The organism is Arthrobacter sp. DualSoilB13, assembly GCF_055389195.1.
Genome location: NZ_AP035865.1, coordinates 1,205,425 through 1,221,100 on the forward strand (window position 1 = coordinate 1,205,425; position 15,676 = coordinate 1,221,100).

The following is a 15,676-nucleotide window of genomic DNA, read 5'->3' on the forward strand; positions in this document are numbered from 1 at the left end:
GGCTCCGGAGCGACACCGGAACCAGGCCTTCGGGGCTGACGCAGCTAGACCTCGTCCGCCAGAGTACCCAAGTAAAGCTGGATGACCTTGGGGTCCTTCATGAGCTCGCGCCCCGTACCGGTGTACGCGTCCTTGCCCTGGTCCAGGACGTATCCGCGGTCGCAAATCTGCAAGCAACGGCGGGCATTCTGTTCCACCATGATCACTGAAACACCGGCGCGGTTGATCTCGTGGACACGCAGGAAGGTCTCGTCCTGTTTGACGGGGGAGAGGCCCGCCGACGGCTCGTCAAGGAGCAGCACGGCCGGGTCCATCATCAGTGCCCTGCCCATGGCCACCATCTGGCGCTCACCACCGGATAAGGACCCTGCACGCTGGGCGCGTCGCTTTCCCAGTTCAGGGAAGAGGCTGGTCACAAAGTCGAAGCGTTCGGAGAAGTCCTTGGGCCGTTGGAACATGCCCATCTGCAGGTTCTCTTCAATGGTCAGCGTGGCAAAAACATTGTTGGTTTGCGGCACGAAGCCCACGCCCTGGGTAACCAGCTTGTTGGCCTTCAACCCGGTGAGGTCCTGGCCCCGGACCACCACTGTGCCGGAGTGGACCTTCACCAAACCGAACATGGCTTTCAGGAGCGTGGACTTACCGGCGCCGTTAGGCCCGATGATGCCAATGAGTTCGCCCTTGCGGGCCTCAATGCTGCAGCCGTTAAGGATGTTGACGCCGGGAATGTAACCGGCCACGAGATTAGTGACCTTGACTACGGAATCACCGGCCGGAGCGGCCGCCGAGGCGGGCATTTCGCTGATGCTGCTGCTCATTTCCCGTCCTCCTTCTTGGTTTCTTCGATTTCGGACAGGATGCCTGCATCTTCGGTTCCCACCACGGACTCTTCGTCAGCTTCCAGTTCAGCCTCGAGTTCCTTGATGCCTTCGGCGTCGCCCAGGTCCACATCGTGGTGCGCACCAAGGTAGGCATCGATGACAGCGGGGTTCTTCATGACCTCGCCCGGAGGTCCTTCGGCAACAACCTTGCCTTCGGCCATGACCACTACCCAGTCGGCGATGTGGCGGACCATGTTCATGTCGTGCTCGACGAACAGAACGGTCATGCCCTCCGCCTTGAGGTTCTTGATGTGGTCCAGCAACGACTGCGTCAGGGCCGGGTTCACGCCGGCCATGGGCTCATCGAGCATCACCAGTTTGGGCTTGACCATCAAGGAACGCGCCATCTCCAGGAGCTTCCGCTGGCCACCGGAGAGGGATGCTGCGTAGTCGTCCTTCTTGGCGTCCAATTTGAACTTTTCCAGCAGCAGGTTGGCTTGGGCCGTAATTTCCTTTTCGCGTCCACCCCACATGCCCTTGAACAGGGCTTTGGAGAGTCGCTCGCCGGGCTGGTTCGCCGCGCCGAGCCGCATGTTCTCCATAACGGTCAGCTTGCCCATCACCTTGGTCAGCTGGAAGGTGCGGACCATGCCCATGCGGGCCACCTTGTAAGAGGAGACCCCTGCCAGGCTGTTGCCTTCAAACTGCCACTTACCTGTATTGGGAGTGTCAAAGCCAGTGAGCAGGTTGAACAGCGTGGTCTTCCCTGCGCCATTGGGACCGATCAAAGCGGTGATCTTGTGGCGCGGGATCTCGAGGTATTCAACGTCCACGGCGTTGATGCCGCCGAAGGAACGGGTGACGTCCTCAGCCACCACAATGGGATCGCGCTTCTTGCAACCGGGGGTGTTTTCCCCGACGGCGATAGGCCGCGAATCGGTCATGTAGTCAATGTTGTTTTCGTTGGTCTCACTCATGCGAAAGCAAGCTCCTTCTTATTGCCGAAGACGCCTTGCGGGCGGAAGATCATCAGCAGCATCAGCGCAACACCCACCAGGATGTAGCGCAACTGGCCAGCTTGGACGGTGGTCAGCCAGGTAATGATTCCTGATTCGATGAGGCCGTAGAGCAAGCTCTGCGTCAGTGAGAGCACAACCCAGAAGATCATGGCTCCAATAACCGGCCCCAGGACAGTGGCCATACCGCCGAGCAGGAGGCAGGTCCACAGGAAGAACGTCAGTTCCGTGCCGTAGTTGGACGGTTGGACGGCACCGCGGGGGAGCGTGAAGATCATGCCCGCCAAGGCACCCAGCACGCCACCAATGACCAGGGCCTGCATCTTGTAGGCGTAGACGTTCTTGCCCAGGGAGCGGACGGCGTTCTCGTCCTCGCGGATGCCCTTTAGGACACGGCCCCATGGGCTGCGCATGAGGAGCCACACCAGGACGCAGCACACAATGACCAGTCCCCAACCCACCACGCGGATAAAGAAGTCGCGGTTGTTCATGCCCATATAGGAACCCTCGGGGAAGGGGTTCATGGCATAGAAGGTGTTCTCGAACGCTGCCAGGCCGTTGGCGGAGCCTGTGACGCTGGTGAGCTGATTGGTGGTGACTACGTAGCGGACAATTTCTGCCGCTGCAATGGTGACAATGGCCAGGTAGTCCGCCCTGAGCCGCAGAGTAGGTATACCCAGGATGAACGCGAAGATGACCGAGCAGAGAATAGAAATGATCAAAGCCAGGAAGAACGGTGCGTCGAACGTCAGGGTGGAAATGGCGAAACCGTAGGCACCCACGGCCATGAAGCCGGCTTGGCCGAAGTTCAACAGCCCTGAGTAGCCAAAGTGCACCGCGAGGCCCAGAGCGGCAAGTGCGTAAGCCGCCGTCGTTGGGCTGAACAATTCGCCAAGGGCGCTGGAGAGAATAAATCCGAAGTCCATGGCCCGCTCCTAACCCACACGCTCACGCCGGCCGAGGATACCCTGCGGTCGGAACAGAAGAACAACAATCATGATGAACAGCGCACCGACGTACTTGAGGTCGGCGGGCAGGCCGAACACGGTAGTCAGTTCCACGAAGATACCTACGACGATGGAGCCGATCAGGGCGCCGAAGACGGTTCCCAAACCACCCAGGGTCACGCCGGCGAAGATGAGCAGCAGGATCTGCGAGCCCATGTCGAAGGTGACACCTGGACGGTAGTACGCCCACAGGATGCCGCCGAGGGAAGCGAGGACGCCGCCCACAATCCAGACAATGCGGATCACAGAGTCAACGTCGATGCCGGAGGCAGCTGCCAGTGCGGGGTTGTCCGCTACGGCGCGGGTCGCCTTGCCGAGGCGGGTCTTGAGCAGGACGATGCCGATCAAGGCGATCACCACGGCACTGATAATCAGGGACCACAGATTATTCGGAGAAATGGAAACAGGTCCGATTTGGATCTCAGCACTCTGCGCGCCGGGTAGCTGTTGTGTTGCGCCGCCGAAGAAGAACTGAATGACGTAGCGAATTGCCAGTGCCAGGCCGATGCTGACGATCATCATAGGGACCAGGCCGGAGCCACGCTTCCTCAAGGGCCGCCAAAGCCCTGCGTCCTGGACGTATCCGAAGAGACCGCCGCCCACCAGGGCAAGCAGGATCGCCAGCCAGAAGGGAAGCCCGAAGGCATTGAACATGAACACCAGTACCGCGCCCAGCGTCACCATCTCACCGTGGGCGAAGTTGGTCAAGCCGGTGGTTCCGAAGATCAGGGAAAGGCCAACCGAGGCGAGTGCAAGGAGGAGGCCAAAGCTAAGACCCGCAACGAGGCGATTGAGGAGGTTTTGGCCGAAGTCCTGTTGCTGCACCACAATGCCCTCGCCAAAGGCGAAGATCACCGACAAGTTGGATGTTTGGCTGAAGGTGACATCACGGGGATTGTCCTGTCCCTCGGCCAGTGCGATTCCCTCCGGCAACGTGGAGGTATCCAGCTCAATGGTGTAAGTACCTTGGACGGGAACGCCGATGGTCCAGGCTCCGTTTGCACCGGAGGTGGCTTCACCTTCGAATCCGTTGCCCGTGGCTTTGATCTTGACTCCGGATATGGGGGCCCGGGCATCGTCGCGGAGGAACCCGCTGATGTTGTTTTGGAACGACGTCGGTGACGGCGAAGGCGAGGGGGTGGTTGCCTGTGCCGAAGGGGCGGCGATCAACAGAGCGGTAATGAGGGCTGCGAACAGCGCCCCCACAACTCTCTGCAGTCCCTTGGACCGTCTCATGGACGGGTCGCGCAGTGTGCTTCTCAAAATGGAAACCTCCACAGTGGGGGTGGTCCCGGCTGCGCCATTGCAGCCGGTGCGAACGGTCATGGGGCTTGTGAATTGTTCTTGCCTAGCTGCCTCGTTTGTGATCTAAGTCACCCATGTGTGGCCTATGTTACCGCCCGGTGGAGGCAATAAACGCCCAGTTCGGGGCTGGGAAGATCGCGATCAGATAACAACTGTGAAGCTATAGGCAACTTGTGATGCACCAATGCTCGCAAACCTCCGGGAGCAGCCGCTGGTCCTTTTCTTGTCACGGTTGAGTTTCGTCTGGGTGAACAAGGGAACTTTCCCTGCCGCGCGCACGTGGTAATTGGTACCGTGAATTATCACTAGCCCTTTTTCAGGAGGACACCCGCAATGGCACTTGGCGGAAACCCAGTCTTCAACGGAAAGAATTTCCGTGGAGCAAAGCAGGCCCCGCCTGTACCGCAGAACCCGTACGGCCAGCAGTTCAACCAAGCACCCGGCCGTGCACCGAGCCAGGTCATGGACGGCCACGCAGCATGGTCCGCCCAGCAGCAGAACATGACCAACGAGCAGCTGCAGCAGATGTACAACCAGCCTGCTGCAGGCCCGGCCGACACCGGCCGCATGACCTATGACGACGTCATCATGAAGACGGTCGCCTGCCTCGTTGTGCTGATCATCGGTGCCGGCGTCACTCTCTTCGTTGCTCCCGGCCTCTCCACCATGCTGATGATCGTTGGTGCACTGGGCGGCTTCGTCCTTGCCCTGGTCAACACCTTCAAGAAGCAGCCTTCACCGGCCCTGATCCTCGCCTATGCCGGCCTTGAAGGCCTGTTCCTGGGCGGACTTACTCGCGTTCTGGATGGCATGTACCCCGGTGTCGGCCTTCAGGCTGTCATCGGTACCCTGGCAGTTTTCGGCGTCACCCTGGTGCTCTTCAAGAGCGGCAAGGTCCGCGCCACCCCCAAGATGGTGCGCTTCTTCATGATCGCCACTATCGGTTACGCGGTCTTCGCACTGATCAACCTGGTGATGTCGTGGACCGGTGTTGTGCAGGAGCCCTTCGGTCTGCGCACAAGCGTCGAGATCTTCGGCATCCCGCTGGGCGTTTTCATCGGTATCCTGGCCATCGGCCTGGCCGCATTCTCGCTGATCATGGACTTCACCAGCATCGAGGAAGGCGTCCGTGCAGGCGCCCCGGAGCGGTACTCCTGGGTTGCGGCATTCGGCCTGACGGTCACCTTGGTGTGGCTCTACGTTGAAATCATCCGCCTGCTGGCAATCCTTCGAGGCGACGACTAGTTACCAACAGCTCCAACGCGAAATGCCCCCGAAGAGTCTTCGGGGGCATTTTTGTGTCGCTGAGGGGGCAGATCCAACCACTCGCCACCTGAAGATCTGTCGGCTAGCTCAAGCGCTCAAAAACCACGGCCATGCCCTGGCCTCCGCCGACGCACAGTGTGGCCAGGCCCAGGGTTCCGTCGCGTTCTTTGAGCCCATTGAGGAGCGTGCTGGTCATCCGGGCCCCGGTCATGCCGAAGGGATGGCCCAAAGCGATGGCGCCACCATGGACGTTCAGCTTCGATGGATCAATTCCCAGCTCGCGGGCGCTCGCCACCACCTGCACGGCGAAGGCTTCGTTGAGCTCCACGAGGTCGATGTCGTCCATGGTCAGTCCTGCCAGGGCGAGGGCCCGCCGGGTCGATTCCACGGGACCCATGCCCATAAGCTCCGGGGAGAGGGCGCTGACGCCGGTTGACACCACCCGCGCCAGCGGTTGCAGGCCCAATTCGCGGGCGCGCGCGTCACTCATGACCACCACAGCCGCGGCACCGTCGTTCAGGGGGCAGGCATTACCTGCAGTCACGGTCCCCTCCGTACGGAACGCAGGCTGTAACGCGGAGACGGCGTCCAAGGTGACCCCGGCCCGGGGTGAGTCATCCCGTTCCACCACAATTCCGTCCTTGCGCGTGTAGGGCGTGATGTCCCGGGCATAAAACCCTGAGGCAATGGCGGCTTCGGCACGATTCTGGCTCAGGACACCCCACTCGTCCTGCTCGGCCCGGCTGATTCCATAGCTTGTGGCCACGTTTTCGGCGGTCTGGCCCATGGAGATATAGATATCGGGTAGCCGCCCGCCGAGACGCGGGTCGGTCCACGGGATGTTGGAGGCCGCGCGCGCCGCAGTACGCTGGGCCGCTGCCTCGAAAAGAGGGTTGTGGTTAGAGGAATCCGTTTCGCCGGCCCCTGCCCAGTTCTGGTACCTGGACACACTCTCCACCCCGGCGGACACGATCGCGTGCGCCTCCCCGGATTTGATGGCATGGAAGCCCATCCGCAGGGTTTGCAGGCTGGAGGCACAGAAGCGGTTGATAGTTGCTGCGGGTACGCGGTCCAAACCCGCCAGGACGGCAACCACCCGTGCCATGTTGGATCCGGCCTCACCGCTGGGTTCAGCGCAGCCCAGCAGGATGTCGTCCAGGCCCTGCCCGTCCTCGGCGGCGGGATCGAAGCCCGGAACCTTTGCGAGGGCGGCCTGCACCATGGCGGCGGCCAGGTCATCCGGACGTTCGTCTTTGAGGGAACCCTTGAAGGCCCGGCCAATAGGGCTTCTGGCAGTAGCAACGATGACAGCCTCAGTCATGGCCCCAGCTTACGCCCGGCATCCGCTGGGACGCCGGGCGCTAGCACGGTGGAACTGAACGCGTCAGGCGAGGCGCAGGGCGCCTTCTGCCGGGGTAACGGTGAAGATGTCAGGTGCGGTGAAGCCCGCCTCCGCGAAAGAACGCACGACGGCGTCGCGAACCTGCTGCTCTTGGCCCACCGGAGTCAGTGCGATGGCTGATCCGCCAAAGCCGCCGCCGGTCATGCGTGCACCGATGGCGCCGTTGGCCCGGGATGTGTCCACGGCGAGGTCGAGTTCCGGGCATGAGATCTCAAAATCGTCGCGCATGGAGACATGGCTGGCATCCAGCAGTGCACCAATCGCGGCAGGGCCCTGGGAGTCCAGGGTTTCCACTGTCTGAAGTACGCGATCATTTTCGGTGACCACGTGGCGGACTCTCCGGAGGGTCGTCTCGTCCAGCAACCCGGAGGCTTCCTCCAAACGCTCCACGCCGACGTCGCGCAGTGCCTTGACGCCAAGGATCTCGGCACCCAACTCGCAGGACGCGCGCCGGGAGGCGTAACCGCCGTCGGCGTGTGAATGCGACACCTTGGTGTCAATGACCAACAGGACCAGGCCGGACGCTTCTGCGTCGAACCGGACCAGCTCCACATGCTGGTCGCGGCAGTCCAGGAAAACGGCGTGCCCCTTGGCGCCACGCAGGGAAGCCGACTGGTCCATGATGCCCGTAGGCGCGCCTACGAACACATTTTCGGCGCGCTGGGTAACGAGCACCAGGTCTTCGGCAGCCAGACCGGCGCCAGTCAACTCGTTGAGGGCCGAGATGACGGCGCACTCGATTGCGTGGGAGGAAGACAAACCAGCGCCGGAGGGAACATCGGAGTCGAGCAGGAGGTCAAAGCCAGGCACCGTGACGCCACGTTCCTTAAGCGCCCAAGCGACGCCGAGGGGGTAGCGTGACCACCCTTCACCTGACCCGGGTTCCGAGTCCGCCAGGTCGGCTTCCACGATTCCGTGGCCGCCGAAGGTGGACAGCATGCGCACCTTCGAGTCGTCTCGGACGCGCAAGGCCACCTTTGCTGTCTTGTCGATAGCGAAGGGCAGCACAAAGCCCTCGTTGTAGTCCGTATGTTCGCCGATGAGGTTAACCCGTCCCGGTGCCTGCCACACGCCGTCGGCAGCTGCGCCGAACGTTTCCTGGAAGCGGGCGGCGAGGACGCTGGTCTCGGTAGTGGTGGTCATGCTCGTGTGCCTTCCAGAGTCATAGTCGAAGGTTGTGCGGCGACGCTACGCAGCCGTTCCGCCACTGCCTCGGGGGTGGTGTCGTTGATGAACGCGCCCATGGCGGCCTCGGAACCGGCCAGGTACTTCAGCTTATCGGCAGCACGGCGGGGAGAGGTGAGCTGCAAGTGCAGTTGGCCTGCAGGGCGAAGGGCAGGGTCCAAGGGTGCCTGGTGCCAGGCAGAGATGTACGGCATGGGGGTGGGGTAGAGGGCGTCGAGCCGCTTCAACAGGTCCAAGTAGACGTGCGAGAGCTCATCGCGTTCTTCGCCCGTCAACGCGGCAAGATCCGGGACGCTGCGGTGCGGAACGAGGTGGACTTCCAAAGGCCAGCGCGCAGCGAACGGCACATAGGCGCTGAAGTGCTTGGCCTCCAGGACCATGCGGCTGCCGTCCTCACGTTCGGCCTTGAGGAGGGAGGCCCCGAGCGTTTCCTTCGCGTCGACGTCGTCGTAGTACTTTCGCGCTACCGCACCGAGCTGGGCGGCGCGGGGGGTCACGTAGGGGTAAGCGTAAATTTGGCCGTGCGGGTGGTGCAAGGTGACGCCGATGTCCGCGCCGCGGTTCTCGAACGGGAACACCTGCTTGATGCCGGGGAGGGCGCTCAGAGTTTCAGTGCGTTGGGCCCACGCTTCGATGACCGTACGCGCACGTGTTTCGCCCAGTTCAGCGAAGGAGCCGGTGTGCTGAGGTGTGAAGGCGACAACCTCGCAGCGGCCGTACGCCGGGCCCTTGAGGCTGTGGCCGGAGTGCCAGGGTGCAGGAAGCGGGGGGATATCACCCACGGCCGGACCCAATGAAGGGAAGCGGTTCTCGAACACCACCACGTCATAGTCCGATGCCGGGATTTCCGAAGGGTTAGCAGCCGTGGTGGGGCAGATGGGGCACTGATCAGCAGGGGGAAGGTGCGTACGGGTTTGGCGGTGGGCAGCTACCGCCACCCAGTCACCGGACAAAGCGTCGTAGCGCACCTCGCCTGGCTCGCCACGGGCAGGAAGCTCGCGGTGGTCCACCAGGGAATCCGGTGTTCGCTCCGGCGTTCCGGGGTCGTCGAAGTAGATCAGCTCTCGGCTGTCCGCGAGGCGGGTGCTGGTGATGCGGCTCATAGGTTCAGTATTTCACAAGTGACCAAAAACGCATAGTTTCTAACAAAAGCTAACATTCATCTCGCCGTGAAGGTCAGGCAATGCAGTACGGTATTGCCATGTCTGTCTCCCCCCCGCCAGCCGATAACGCCCATCAGTCCGAGTCCCGCCGCTTCGCCACGGGCCGCCAGTTCGAGCTCCGCCGGGGCGATGCGCTCGCCGTCATTACCGAGCTCGCCGCCGGCCTGCGACTCTACTCCCGTGGCGGCGTCGAGCTGACTGAAAGCTACGGCGACGACCACATTGCCCCCGGTGCCACGGGTATCACCCTGGCGCCGTGGGCCAACAGGGTAGAGGACGGGATCTGGTACCTGGACGGCAAGAAGCAGCAACTGGACATCACCGAGGCCTCACGCAACAACGCCAGCCACGGACTCTTGCGCAACACCGGGTACGTGCTGGTGGACGAATCCGAGTTCTCCGTGACGCTGGAAGCCACAGTATTTCCCCAGCACGGCTACCCGTTCCTGGTGCGGCACCAGGTGCGCTACGAACTGGACCAGAACCTTGATCTCCGCGTCTCCCAGACGCTGATCAACGATTCCCAAAGCAATGCCCCCTTCGTCCTGGGCGCGCACCCGTACCTGCGGATCGGCGATGTAGCCCCCGAGGACCTGGTCCTGACCGTCCGGGCTGCCACCCGGCTGGTGGCGGACGAGCGCCTCATTCCGCGCAGCACCGCGCCTGCGGACGGTGAGTACGACCTCTCCGGTGGTGCCCGAGTAGGCGGCCTGCTGGTGGACGTCGCCTTGACTGACCTGGCGTTCGACGGCGGCTCGGCGCGCCATACGCTGACCGCACCGGATGGCCGCAGTGTGAGCCTGGAGCAGGACGAAAACTGCCAATATGTTCACGTCTTCGTCACCGACACCTTCCCAGGCCGTTCCAAAGCCGTTGCCCTTGAACCCATGACCGGGCCGGCCAACGCCTTCAACAGCGGTGATGGCCTCCGGTGGTTGGCGCCGGGCGAGGCATTCACCATGCGTTGGGGAATCGCAGCCTCCCTATAGCTCCCTGGACTCGGAAAAGCCTGGGAATGGCTCCGACGGGCTTGGAAATGTCCCGGAAGTGAGAGCCGGTTTCCCATACGGCGCGCCCTACGGAATTATGGGTTCATGACGCCAACACCGGACGCCAAAACACGTTCTGACCGCCAAATTGCCGAAGACATCCCGTATGGGGTGCGCATTGCAGCAGCCTGGTCCTGGCGGGCCGGCCTGATCCTGCTCATGATCGGCGCCCTTGTCTGGCTGCTGGGCAAAGTTAGCTTCCTCATTATCCCGGTGATGGTTGCTGCGCTGTTGGCCGGCTTGCTGCACCCGGTAGTGAAGTGGCTGCGCAACCGCAAGGTACCCAACGGGGGAGCGGTTGCCATCACAGTGCTGGGCTTCATTGGCGTGATCGGCGGTGCCCTCGCGCTGGTTGGCAGGCAACTGGTGACAGGCTTTGGCGCCCTCTGGCAGGAGGCGCTGGCAGGCATCCAGCAGATTCAGACGTGGTTGGCCGATGGGCCGCTGCACCTGACCGCAGACCAGATTGACCAGTACATTTCCGACGGCGCGGACGCCCTCCAGAACAACAGCAGCAGCATCCTCAGCGGCGCGTTGTCCTTCGGCAGCACTGCCGGTCACTTCGCGGCCGGTCTTGTCCTTGCACTGTTCATACTTATCTTCTTCCTCCTGGAGGGACCCCGGATCTGGGCCTTCATGGTCCGGCTCCTGCCCAGGAGCGCACGGAGGGCCACTGACGGCGCCGGGCGCCGGGGCTGGACGTCCATGGTCAGCTACGTGCGAATTCAAATGTTCGTCGCGTTCGTGGATGCTGTGGGCATCGGCGTCGGCGCAGCCATCATCCAGGTCCCGTTGGCCCTGCCCTTGGCGGTGCTGGTGTTCATCGGCTCGTTCATTCCGGTGGTGGGTGCCTTGGTGACCGGTGCCATCGCGGTCCTGCTCGCCCTCGTGGCCAACGGGCCCATCAACGCAATGATCATGCTGGCAATCGTGCTGGTGGTGCAGCAGCTTGAAAGCCACATCCTGCAGCCCCTGGTGATGGGCAAGGCCGTGGCACTTCATCCGGTGGCAGTGATCCTCTCAGTTGCCGCCGGATCGTACCTGGCCGGCATCCCCGGAGCCCTGTTCGCGGTTCCGTTGCTCGCCGTAGTAAACACGGCAGTTCGCTACATTGCGGGCCGGACGTGGGAACATGATGAAGGATTGGGCGGTGTGGAACTCCAGCCGGCTGCCGCTTCGGCGGGGCCGGACAGTGATGCCAACTTCAAGGAGGTCCACCTCCCACGGCCCGAATCGCGCCTCGCCAAAGGCGTCACCGGCAAGACCAAGGCTTCGGGGAGCGCCTCTGTTGAGGAGCCTCAAGCCGACACCAACAAAGGAGAATAGTCAGTGAATACCCTCGAAACCCTGCCCGTCACGCTGGACGATGTCCTCAAGGCGCAGGAGCTCCTCGAGGGCATTATTACCAAGACTCCTGTGGAGTCGTCCCGTGCGCTGGGCAGCCTCGTGGGCGGCAACGTCTTTTTCAAGTGTGAGAACCTGCAGCGCGCAGGCTCCTTCAAGGTTCGCGGCGCCTACGTGCGCATGGCGCGCCTGACGGACGAGGAAAAGAAGCGCGGCGTCGTGGCGGCCTCAGCCGGTAACCACGCCCAAGGTGTAGCAGTGGCGGCCAAGAGCCTGGGCATCAATGCCCGCATTTACATGCCCCTGGGTGTGGCCCTGCCCAAGCTGGCGGCCACCAGGAGCCACGGCGCCGAGGTGGTCCTGCACGGCCACAACGTGGATGAGGCCTTGGCGGAAGCGCAACGCTACGCCAACGAGACAGGCGCAGTGTTTGTCCACCCCTTTGACAACGTGGATGTTGTTGCCGGACAGGGCACCATCGGGCTCGAAATTTTGGACCAGATCCCCAACGTAGACACCATCCTCATGGGTGTTGGCGGCGGCGGGCTGCTGGCAGGCGTAGCTGTGGCCATCAAGGCCAGGGCCAAGGAACTTGGCCGCGAGATCAGGGTGATCGGCGTACAGGCAGAAAACGCCGCCGCCTACCCGCCCTCCCTTGCCGCCGATGCCTTGGTGCCACTGAAAAAGGTCACCACCATGGCCGACGGCATTGCGGTAGGACGTCCGGGGCAACTGCCCTTCAGCATCATCCGCGAGCTTGTTGACGACGTAGTCACCGTGAGCGAGGACTCGCTCGCCCGTGCCCTGATCTTCCTCCTCGAGCGCGCCAAGATGGTGGTGGAGCCAGCCGGGGCGGTCGGAGTAGCCGCACTGATGGACGGCAAGATCGACAACCCGGGGAACACCGCCGTCGTGCTTTCCGGCGGCAACATCGATCCCATGCTCATGCTCAAAGTCATCCAGCGCGGTCTCTCGGCCGCAGGCCGTTTCATGACGGTCCGCATGATGCTCGATGACCGGCCGGGTTCGTTGGCCACCATAGCCCGCATCATCGCTGAAAACGATGCCAACGTCACCGGCCTGGACCACACCCGTTTGGGTGGTTCCATCAGCATGGGGGACGTCTCCATCACTATCAACCTGGAAACCAAAGGCCACGAACACGGCGAGCAGGTTCTCGGTGCACTGCGGGCCGAGGGCTTCCAGCCGATCGTGGTGCACTGACGGAAGGGGCGCCCATGGTGCTTGGAATGCCTGAGGAATCAAAGGAAGAGGCGCGCGAATCTTTGGCCGGGCGGGCGAAAGGCGGCCTGCTCTTTATGGGCGGCTTCGTTGTCCTGCTCTACGTCATAGAGATCCTCAATACCTTGATGCGCCACGGACTGAACTCCACCTTTGGTCTGCGCTCCCGCTCCATTGACGGGGTACTGGACATCCTGACCTTTCCGCTGCTGCACGCCAACTTCAACCACCTTCTGTCCAACACGCTGCCGCTGATCATCTTCGGCTTCCTGGTGTTCCTGTCCGGCATCCGCGTGTTCATCACGGCGTTGGCATTCAGCTGGCTCGGGTCAGGGCTGGCGGTGTGGCTGATCGGCGGGGGAGGGGTGACCGTGGGGGCATCCGGACTGGTGTTCGGGTTCTTCGCGTTCTTGCTGGTGCGGGGATTCTTCAACCGCAGCTGGTGGCAAATCCTGCTCTCCGTGGTGCTGTTCATGGCCTACGGCAGCATCCTCTTCGGCGTGCTGCCCACGGTCATGGGTTACATCTCGTGGCAGGCGCACCTCGGCGGGGCAATAGGCGGCGTCGTTGCTGCTATCCTGCTGCGTCCCAAGCCCAAGCCCGCCGTACTCTAACCCAACCGCCACTAACCCAACCGCCCCCACCCGTGTGCCCCTACTCAGTTGGGTGAGCGCACGACGACCAGTTGGGTGAGCACACGAAAAACGCCGGCCCGCCCCGAAAAGGGGTGGGCCGGCGTCGTGTTTTCAGGCCGGGTGAGCCGCCGCTTAGCCTGCGTACGGCTTGGCCGAAACGATCTCCACCGGAATTTCCTTACCGTTGGGAGCGATGTAGCTGAGCTTGTCGCCCTCCTTGTGTCCGATGATCGCTGCGCCCAGGGGCGATTTCTCGCTGAAGACGTCAATGTCCGAGTCACCGGCGATTTCACGCGAACCCAAAAGGAACTTCTCTTCGTCACCGGCGATGCGGGCAATGACCAGCATGCCGGGCTCAACGATTCCGTCATCTGCTGGGGCCTCGCCCACATGGGCGTCGCGCAGAAGGGCGGTGAGCTGGCGGATACGTGCCTCGATCTTGCCCTGCTCCTCTTTGGCTGCGTGGTAGCCGCCGTTTTCCTTGAGGTCGCCTTCCTGGCGGGCAGCTTCGATCTTCTGGACAATATCCGCCCGGCCAGCGCCGGAAAGGTGGTCCAGCTCAGCCGTCAAGCGATCGAATGCTTCCTGGGTGAGCCAAGCTGCAGTGGCGCTGTTGGTGGTAGACACGGATTTCTCCTCTAGATCTGACAATGCAAAAAGACCCCGCCGAGGTGGCCACTCGTGATACTCAGTAACCAACTTAACGGGGTGAAGGTTTCATCCATTGTAGTAAATCCTTTGGACGAACCCAAACCGGTTGAGTCCTGGCTCACACGAGATGCTATTTGCCGCTGTCCACGATCCAGCAGTTGTCCACCACTCCCGAGACAGCCGGGGACTCGGTCCTTAGGACAGTTCGCTGCGCGGTGGTGCTGCCGCCGTCGGGATCATCCTGGGGATCGTTGGGCCCGATTTCCACTACCTTCCAGCCCACCACCGCGAACTTCGAATCCAAGGCCTTGATGGCACATTTAGCGGTAGCTCCGGGGTACTTTGTGACCTGGTAATCAACCTCTGCCTGGGTGTCGTCCACCGTGCTGTACCCAATGTCCTTGAACGTGACCGGGGCCTGCGCGGAGCCCGTTGCCACGTAGGCGGCGAACCCAATCCCCAGGACCAAGGCGGCGATGACGATGTTCCGCTTGGTCTTGCGCGTCATGGCGCGCTTTTGACCGCCGTAACGATTGGCTAGGCTGGAGCTTGCCGGTACTCGGGTGGCCGATAGGTCCTCTGAAGTCACCCATCCAGTTTAGTGCCGATCCCGGCGCCCCATCACCGCCCCCAAGCTCGATCCATGAAAGAGGAGCCGTCACGTGACAGCGTCCAGCAGTTCCGACCAGCAGCTCCGGCTGCTCGCCGTCCACGCCCACCCGGACGATGAGTCCAGCAAGGGCGCTGCAACCATGGCGATGTACGCCGCTGCCGGAGTGGACGTCATGGTTGCCACCTGCACGGATGGCTCGCGCGGAGACATCCAGAACCCCGCCATGGAAGAGGCCCCCCACCCCAAGCGGGACATGGCCGGCGCCCGTCGCATCGAGATGGCAAACGCAGCCGCCGTACTGGGAATCCAGCAGCGTTGGCTGGGCTTTGTGGACTCGGGCCTTCCCGAAGGTGACCCCCTCCCGCCGCTGCCGCCCGGTTGCTTTGCCTTGCAGCCGCTGGAGCGCGCCACTGCGCCCTTGGTGCGGCTGGTGCGTAACTTCAAGCCGCACGTCATCCTCAGCTATGACGAAAACGGTGGTTACCCGCACCCGGACCACATCATGGCCCACAAGGTTGCCGTGGAAGCTTTTGAGGCCGCTGGCGATGCCGGGCGCTATCCCGGCATGGGTGAGCCATGGGCGCCCAGCAAGCTCTACTACGACCGCGCCTTCAGCCCGGATCGGTTCCGTGCGCTGCATTTTGCGTTGGAAGCAGCGGGTCTGCAATCTCCCTATGCCGAGCGGCTGGCTGCGTGGCTGGAGACCGACGCAGAAGGCCACACTGCACCGGAGGCAGGGCGCCGGACCACCACCCAGGTTGAATGCGGTGATTTCTTTGAGGCCCGGGATGATGCGCTGCGTGCACACAGGACCCAGATCGACCCCCTCGGCTTCTTCTTCGCAGTGTCACCGGATCTGCAGCGGTCGACGTGGCCATGGGAGGACTACACCCTGATCAAGTCCCGGGTCCCTTCAGAGCTGCCGGAAAAGGACCTGTTCGCGGGGATAAGATAGGAAAGCCAGAAGTTTCTATCGC

15 protein-coding genes are annotated in these 15,676 nt (G+C 62.5%); 6 read left to right on the forward strand and 9 right to left on the reverse strand.

Features of this window, described 5'->3' with window-relative positions; genetic code table 11:
* Window positions 1-44: 44 nt before the first annotated feature.
* The 4 genes from ACZ5J0_RS05750 to ACZ5J0_RS05765 are packed head-to-tail and all read right to left on the reverse strand — an operon-like array spanning window position 45 to window position 4,170.
* Entirely contained in the window at window positions 45-818 is a 774-nt protein-coding gene (locus tag ACZ5J0_RS05750; RefSeq protein ID WP_017198706.1) for an ABC transporter ATP-binding protein, read from the reverse strand.
* Window positions 815-1,798: an ABC transporter ATP-binding protein gene (locus tag ACZ5J0_RS05755; RefSeq protein ID WP_142939896.1), complete on the reverse strand. Its 984-nt coding sequence runs from the start codon at window positions 1,796-1,798 to the stop codon at window positions 815-817. Before ACZ5J0_RS05755 ends, ACZ5J0_RS05750 begins: the two co-directional genes overlap by 4 nt.
* Complete coding sequence (locus ACZ5J0_RS05760) at window positions 1,795-2,763, reverse strand: branched-chain amino acid ABC transporter permease (protein WP_142939895.1); 969 nt, start codon at window positions 2,761-2,763, stop codon at window positions 1,795-1,797. The genes ACZ5J0_RS05755 and ACZ5J0_RS05760 overlap by 4 nt, the downstream gene beginning before the upstream one ends.
* A 9-nt stretch (window positions 2,764-2,772) precedes the next feature.
* The gene (locus ACZ5J0_RS05765; RefSeq protein ID WP_142939894.1) at window positions 2,773-4,170 is read right to left on the reverse strand and encodes a branched-chain amino acid ABC transporter permease; all 1,398 of its coding nucleotides are present in this window, start codon (window positions 4,168-4,170) and stop codon (window positions 2,773-2,775) included.
* 312 nt (window positions 4,171-4,482) lie between these two features.
* On the opposite strand from ACZ5J0_RS05765, the gene ACZ5J0_RS05770 reads away from it, so the two are divergent.
* Complete coding sequence (locus ACZ5J0_RS05770) at window positions 4,483-5,394, forward strand: Bax inhibitor-1/YccA family protein (RefSeq protein ID WP_250821302.1); 912 nt, start codon at window positions 4,483-4,485, stop codon at window positions 5,392-5,394.
* A 103-nt stretch (window positions 5,395-5,497) separates the two neighbouring features.
* Here the strand turns inward: ACZ5J0_RS05770 and ACZ5J0_RS05775 are convergent, their stop codons facing one another.
* The 3 genes from ACZ5J0_RS05775 to galT form a co-directional block, all read right to left on the reverse strand.
* Window positions 5,498-6,736 (reverse strand): acetyl-CoA C-acetyltransferase, encoded by a 1,239-nt coding sequence (locus ACZ5J0_RS05775; RefSeq protein ID WP_464094379.1) that lies wholly within the window; start codon window positions 6,734-6,736, stop codon window positions 5,498-5,500.
* A gap of 63 nt (window positions 6,737-6,799) precedes the next feature.
* A complete protein-coding gene (gene galK / locus ACZ5J0_RS05780; RefSeq protein WP_166841448.1) occupies window positions 6,800-7,960 on the reverse strand; it encodes a galactokinase in 1,161 nt (386 codons plus the stop codon).
* Entirely contained in the window at window positions 7,957-9,105 is a 1,149-nt protein-coding gene (gene galT, locus ACZ5J0_RS05785; protein ID WP_464094380.1) for a galactose-1-phosphate uridylyltransferase, read from the reverse strand. The genes galK and galT overlap by 4 nt, the downstream gene beginning before the upstream one ends.
* Window positions 9,106-9,203: 98 nt before the next feature.
* Between galT and ACZ5J0_RS05790 the strand changes: the two genes are divergently transcribed.
* The 4 genes from ACZ5J0_RS05790 to ACZ5J0_RS05805 all read left to right on the forward strand — a co-directional run bounded on the left by ACZ5J0_RS05790 (window position 9,204) and on the right by ACZ5J0_RS05805 (window position 13,414).
* Complete coding sequence (locus tag ACZ5J0_RS05790; protein WP_464094381.1) at window positions 9,204-10,154, forward strand: aldose 1-epimerase family protein; 951 nt, start codon at window positions 9,204-9,206, stop codon at window positions 10,152-10,154.
* A 105-nt stretch (window positions 10,155-10,259) separates the two neighbouring features.
* Window positions 10,260-11,540 (forward strand): AI-2E family transporter, encoded by a 1,281-nt coding sequence (locus tag ACZ5J0_RS05795; RefSeq protein ID WP_464094382.1) that lies wholly within the window; start codon window positions 10,260-10,262, stop codon window positions 11,538-11,540.
* 3 nt (window positions 11,541-11,543) lie between these two features.
* Window positions 11,544-12,782, forward strand: coding sequence for a threonine ammonia-lyase (gene ilvA / locus ACZ5J0_RS05800; RefSeq protein WP_142939887.1), 1,239 nt, complete (start codon window positions 11,544-11,546; stop codon window positions 12,780-12,782).
* 14 nt (window positions 12,783-12,796) lie between these two features.
* Window positions 12,797-13,414, forward strand: a complete 618-nt coding sequence (locus ACZ5J0_RS05805; protein WP_142939886.1) for a rhomboid family intramembrane serine protease — start codon at window positions 12,797-12,799, stop codon at window positions 13,412-13,414.
* A gap of 153 nt (window positions 13,415-13,567) precedes the next feature.
* Here the strand turns inward: ACZ5J0_RS05805 and greA are convergent, their stop codons facing one another.
* Entirely contained in the window at window positions 13,568-14,062 is a 495-nt protein-coding gene (gene greA / locus ACZ5J0_RS05810) for a transcription elongation factor GreA (RefSeq protein ID WP_142939885.1), read from the reverse strand.
* A gap of 154 nt (window positions 14,063-14,216) precedes the next feature.
* On the reverse strand, window positions 14,217-14,675 hold the full coding sequence (locus ACZ5J0_RS05815; RefSeq protein ID WP_142939884.1) for a DUF4307 domain-containing protein: 459 nt from the start codon (window positions 14,673-14,675) through the stop codon (window positions 14,217-14,219).
* Window positions 14,676-14,748: 73 nt separating this feature from the next.
* Here ACZ5J0_RS05815 and mca point away from each other — a divergent pair, with 73 nt between their 5' ends.
* Window positions 14,749-15,654, forward strand: a complete 906-nt coding sequence (mca, locus tag ACZ5J0_RS05820) for a mycothiol conjugate amidase Mca (RefSeq protein WP_464094383.1) — start codon at window positions 14,749-14,751, stop codon at window positions 15,652-15,654.
* The last annotated feature ends 22 nt before the right edge of the window (window positions 15,655-15,676 follow it).

What these genes read in the sequence shown, in the direction of transcription:
- ACZ5J0_RS05750 (WP_017198706.1), bottom strand. Translation starts at nt 818, where the DNA reads ATGAGCAGCAGCATCAGCGAAATGCCCGCCTCGGCGGCCGCTCCGGCC.
- ACZ5J0_RS05805 (WP_142939886.1), top strand. Translation starts at nt 12,797, where the DNA reads ATGGTGCTTGGAATGCCTGAGGAATCAAAGGAAGAGGCGCGCGAATCT.
- ACZ5J0_RS05795 (WP_464094382.1), top strand. Translation starts at nt 10,260, where the DNA reads ATGACGCCAACACCGGACGCCAAAACACGTTCTGACCGCCAAATTGCC.
- ACZ5J0_RS05755 (WP_142939896.1), bottom strand. Translation starts at nt 1,798, where the DNA reads ATGAGTGAGACCAACGAAAACAACATTGACTACATGACCGATTCGCGG.
- galK (WP_166841448.1), bottom strand. Translation starts at nt 7,960, where the DNA reads ATGACCACCACTACCGAGACCAGCGTCCTCGCCGCCCGCTTCCAGGAA.
- galT (WP_464094380.1), bottom strand. Translation starts at nt 9,105, where the DNA reads ATGAGCCGCATCACCAGCACCCGCCTCGCGGACAGCCGAGAGCTGATC.
- ACZ5J0_RS05790 (WP_464094381.1), top strand. Translation starts at nt 9,204, where the DNA reads ATGTCTGTCTCCCCCCCGCCAGCCGATAACGCCCATCAGTCCGAGTCC.
- ACZ5J0_RS05775 (WP_464094379.1), bottom strand. Translation starts at nt 6,736, where the DNA reads ATGACTGAGGCTGTCATCGTTGCTACTGCCAGAAGCCCTATTGGCCGG.
- ACZ5J0_RS05760 (WP_142939895.1), bottom strand. Translation starts at nt 2,763, where the DNA reads ATGGACTTCGGATTTATTCTCTCCAGCGCCCTTGGCGAATTGTTCAGC.
- ACZ5J0_RS05770 (WP_250821302.1), top strand. Translation starts at nt 4,483, where the DNA reads ATGGCACTTGGCGGAAACCCAGTCTTCAACGGAAAGAATTTCCGTGGA.
- ACZ5J0_RS05765 (WP_142939894.1), bottom strand. Translation starts at nt 4,170, where the DNA reads ATGACCGTTCGCACCGGCTGCAATGGCGCAGCCGGGACCACCCCCACT.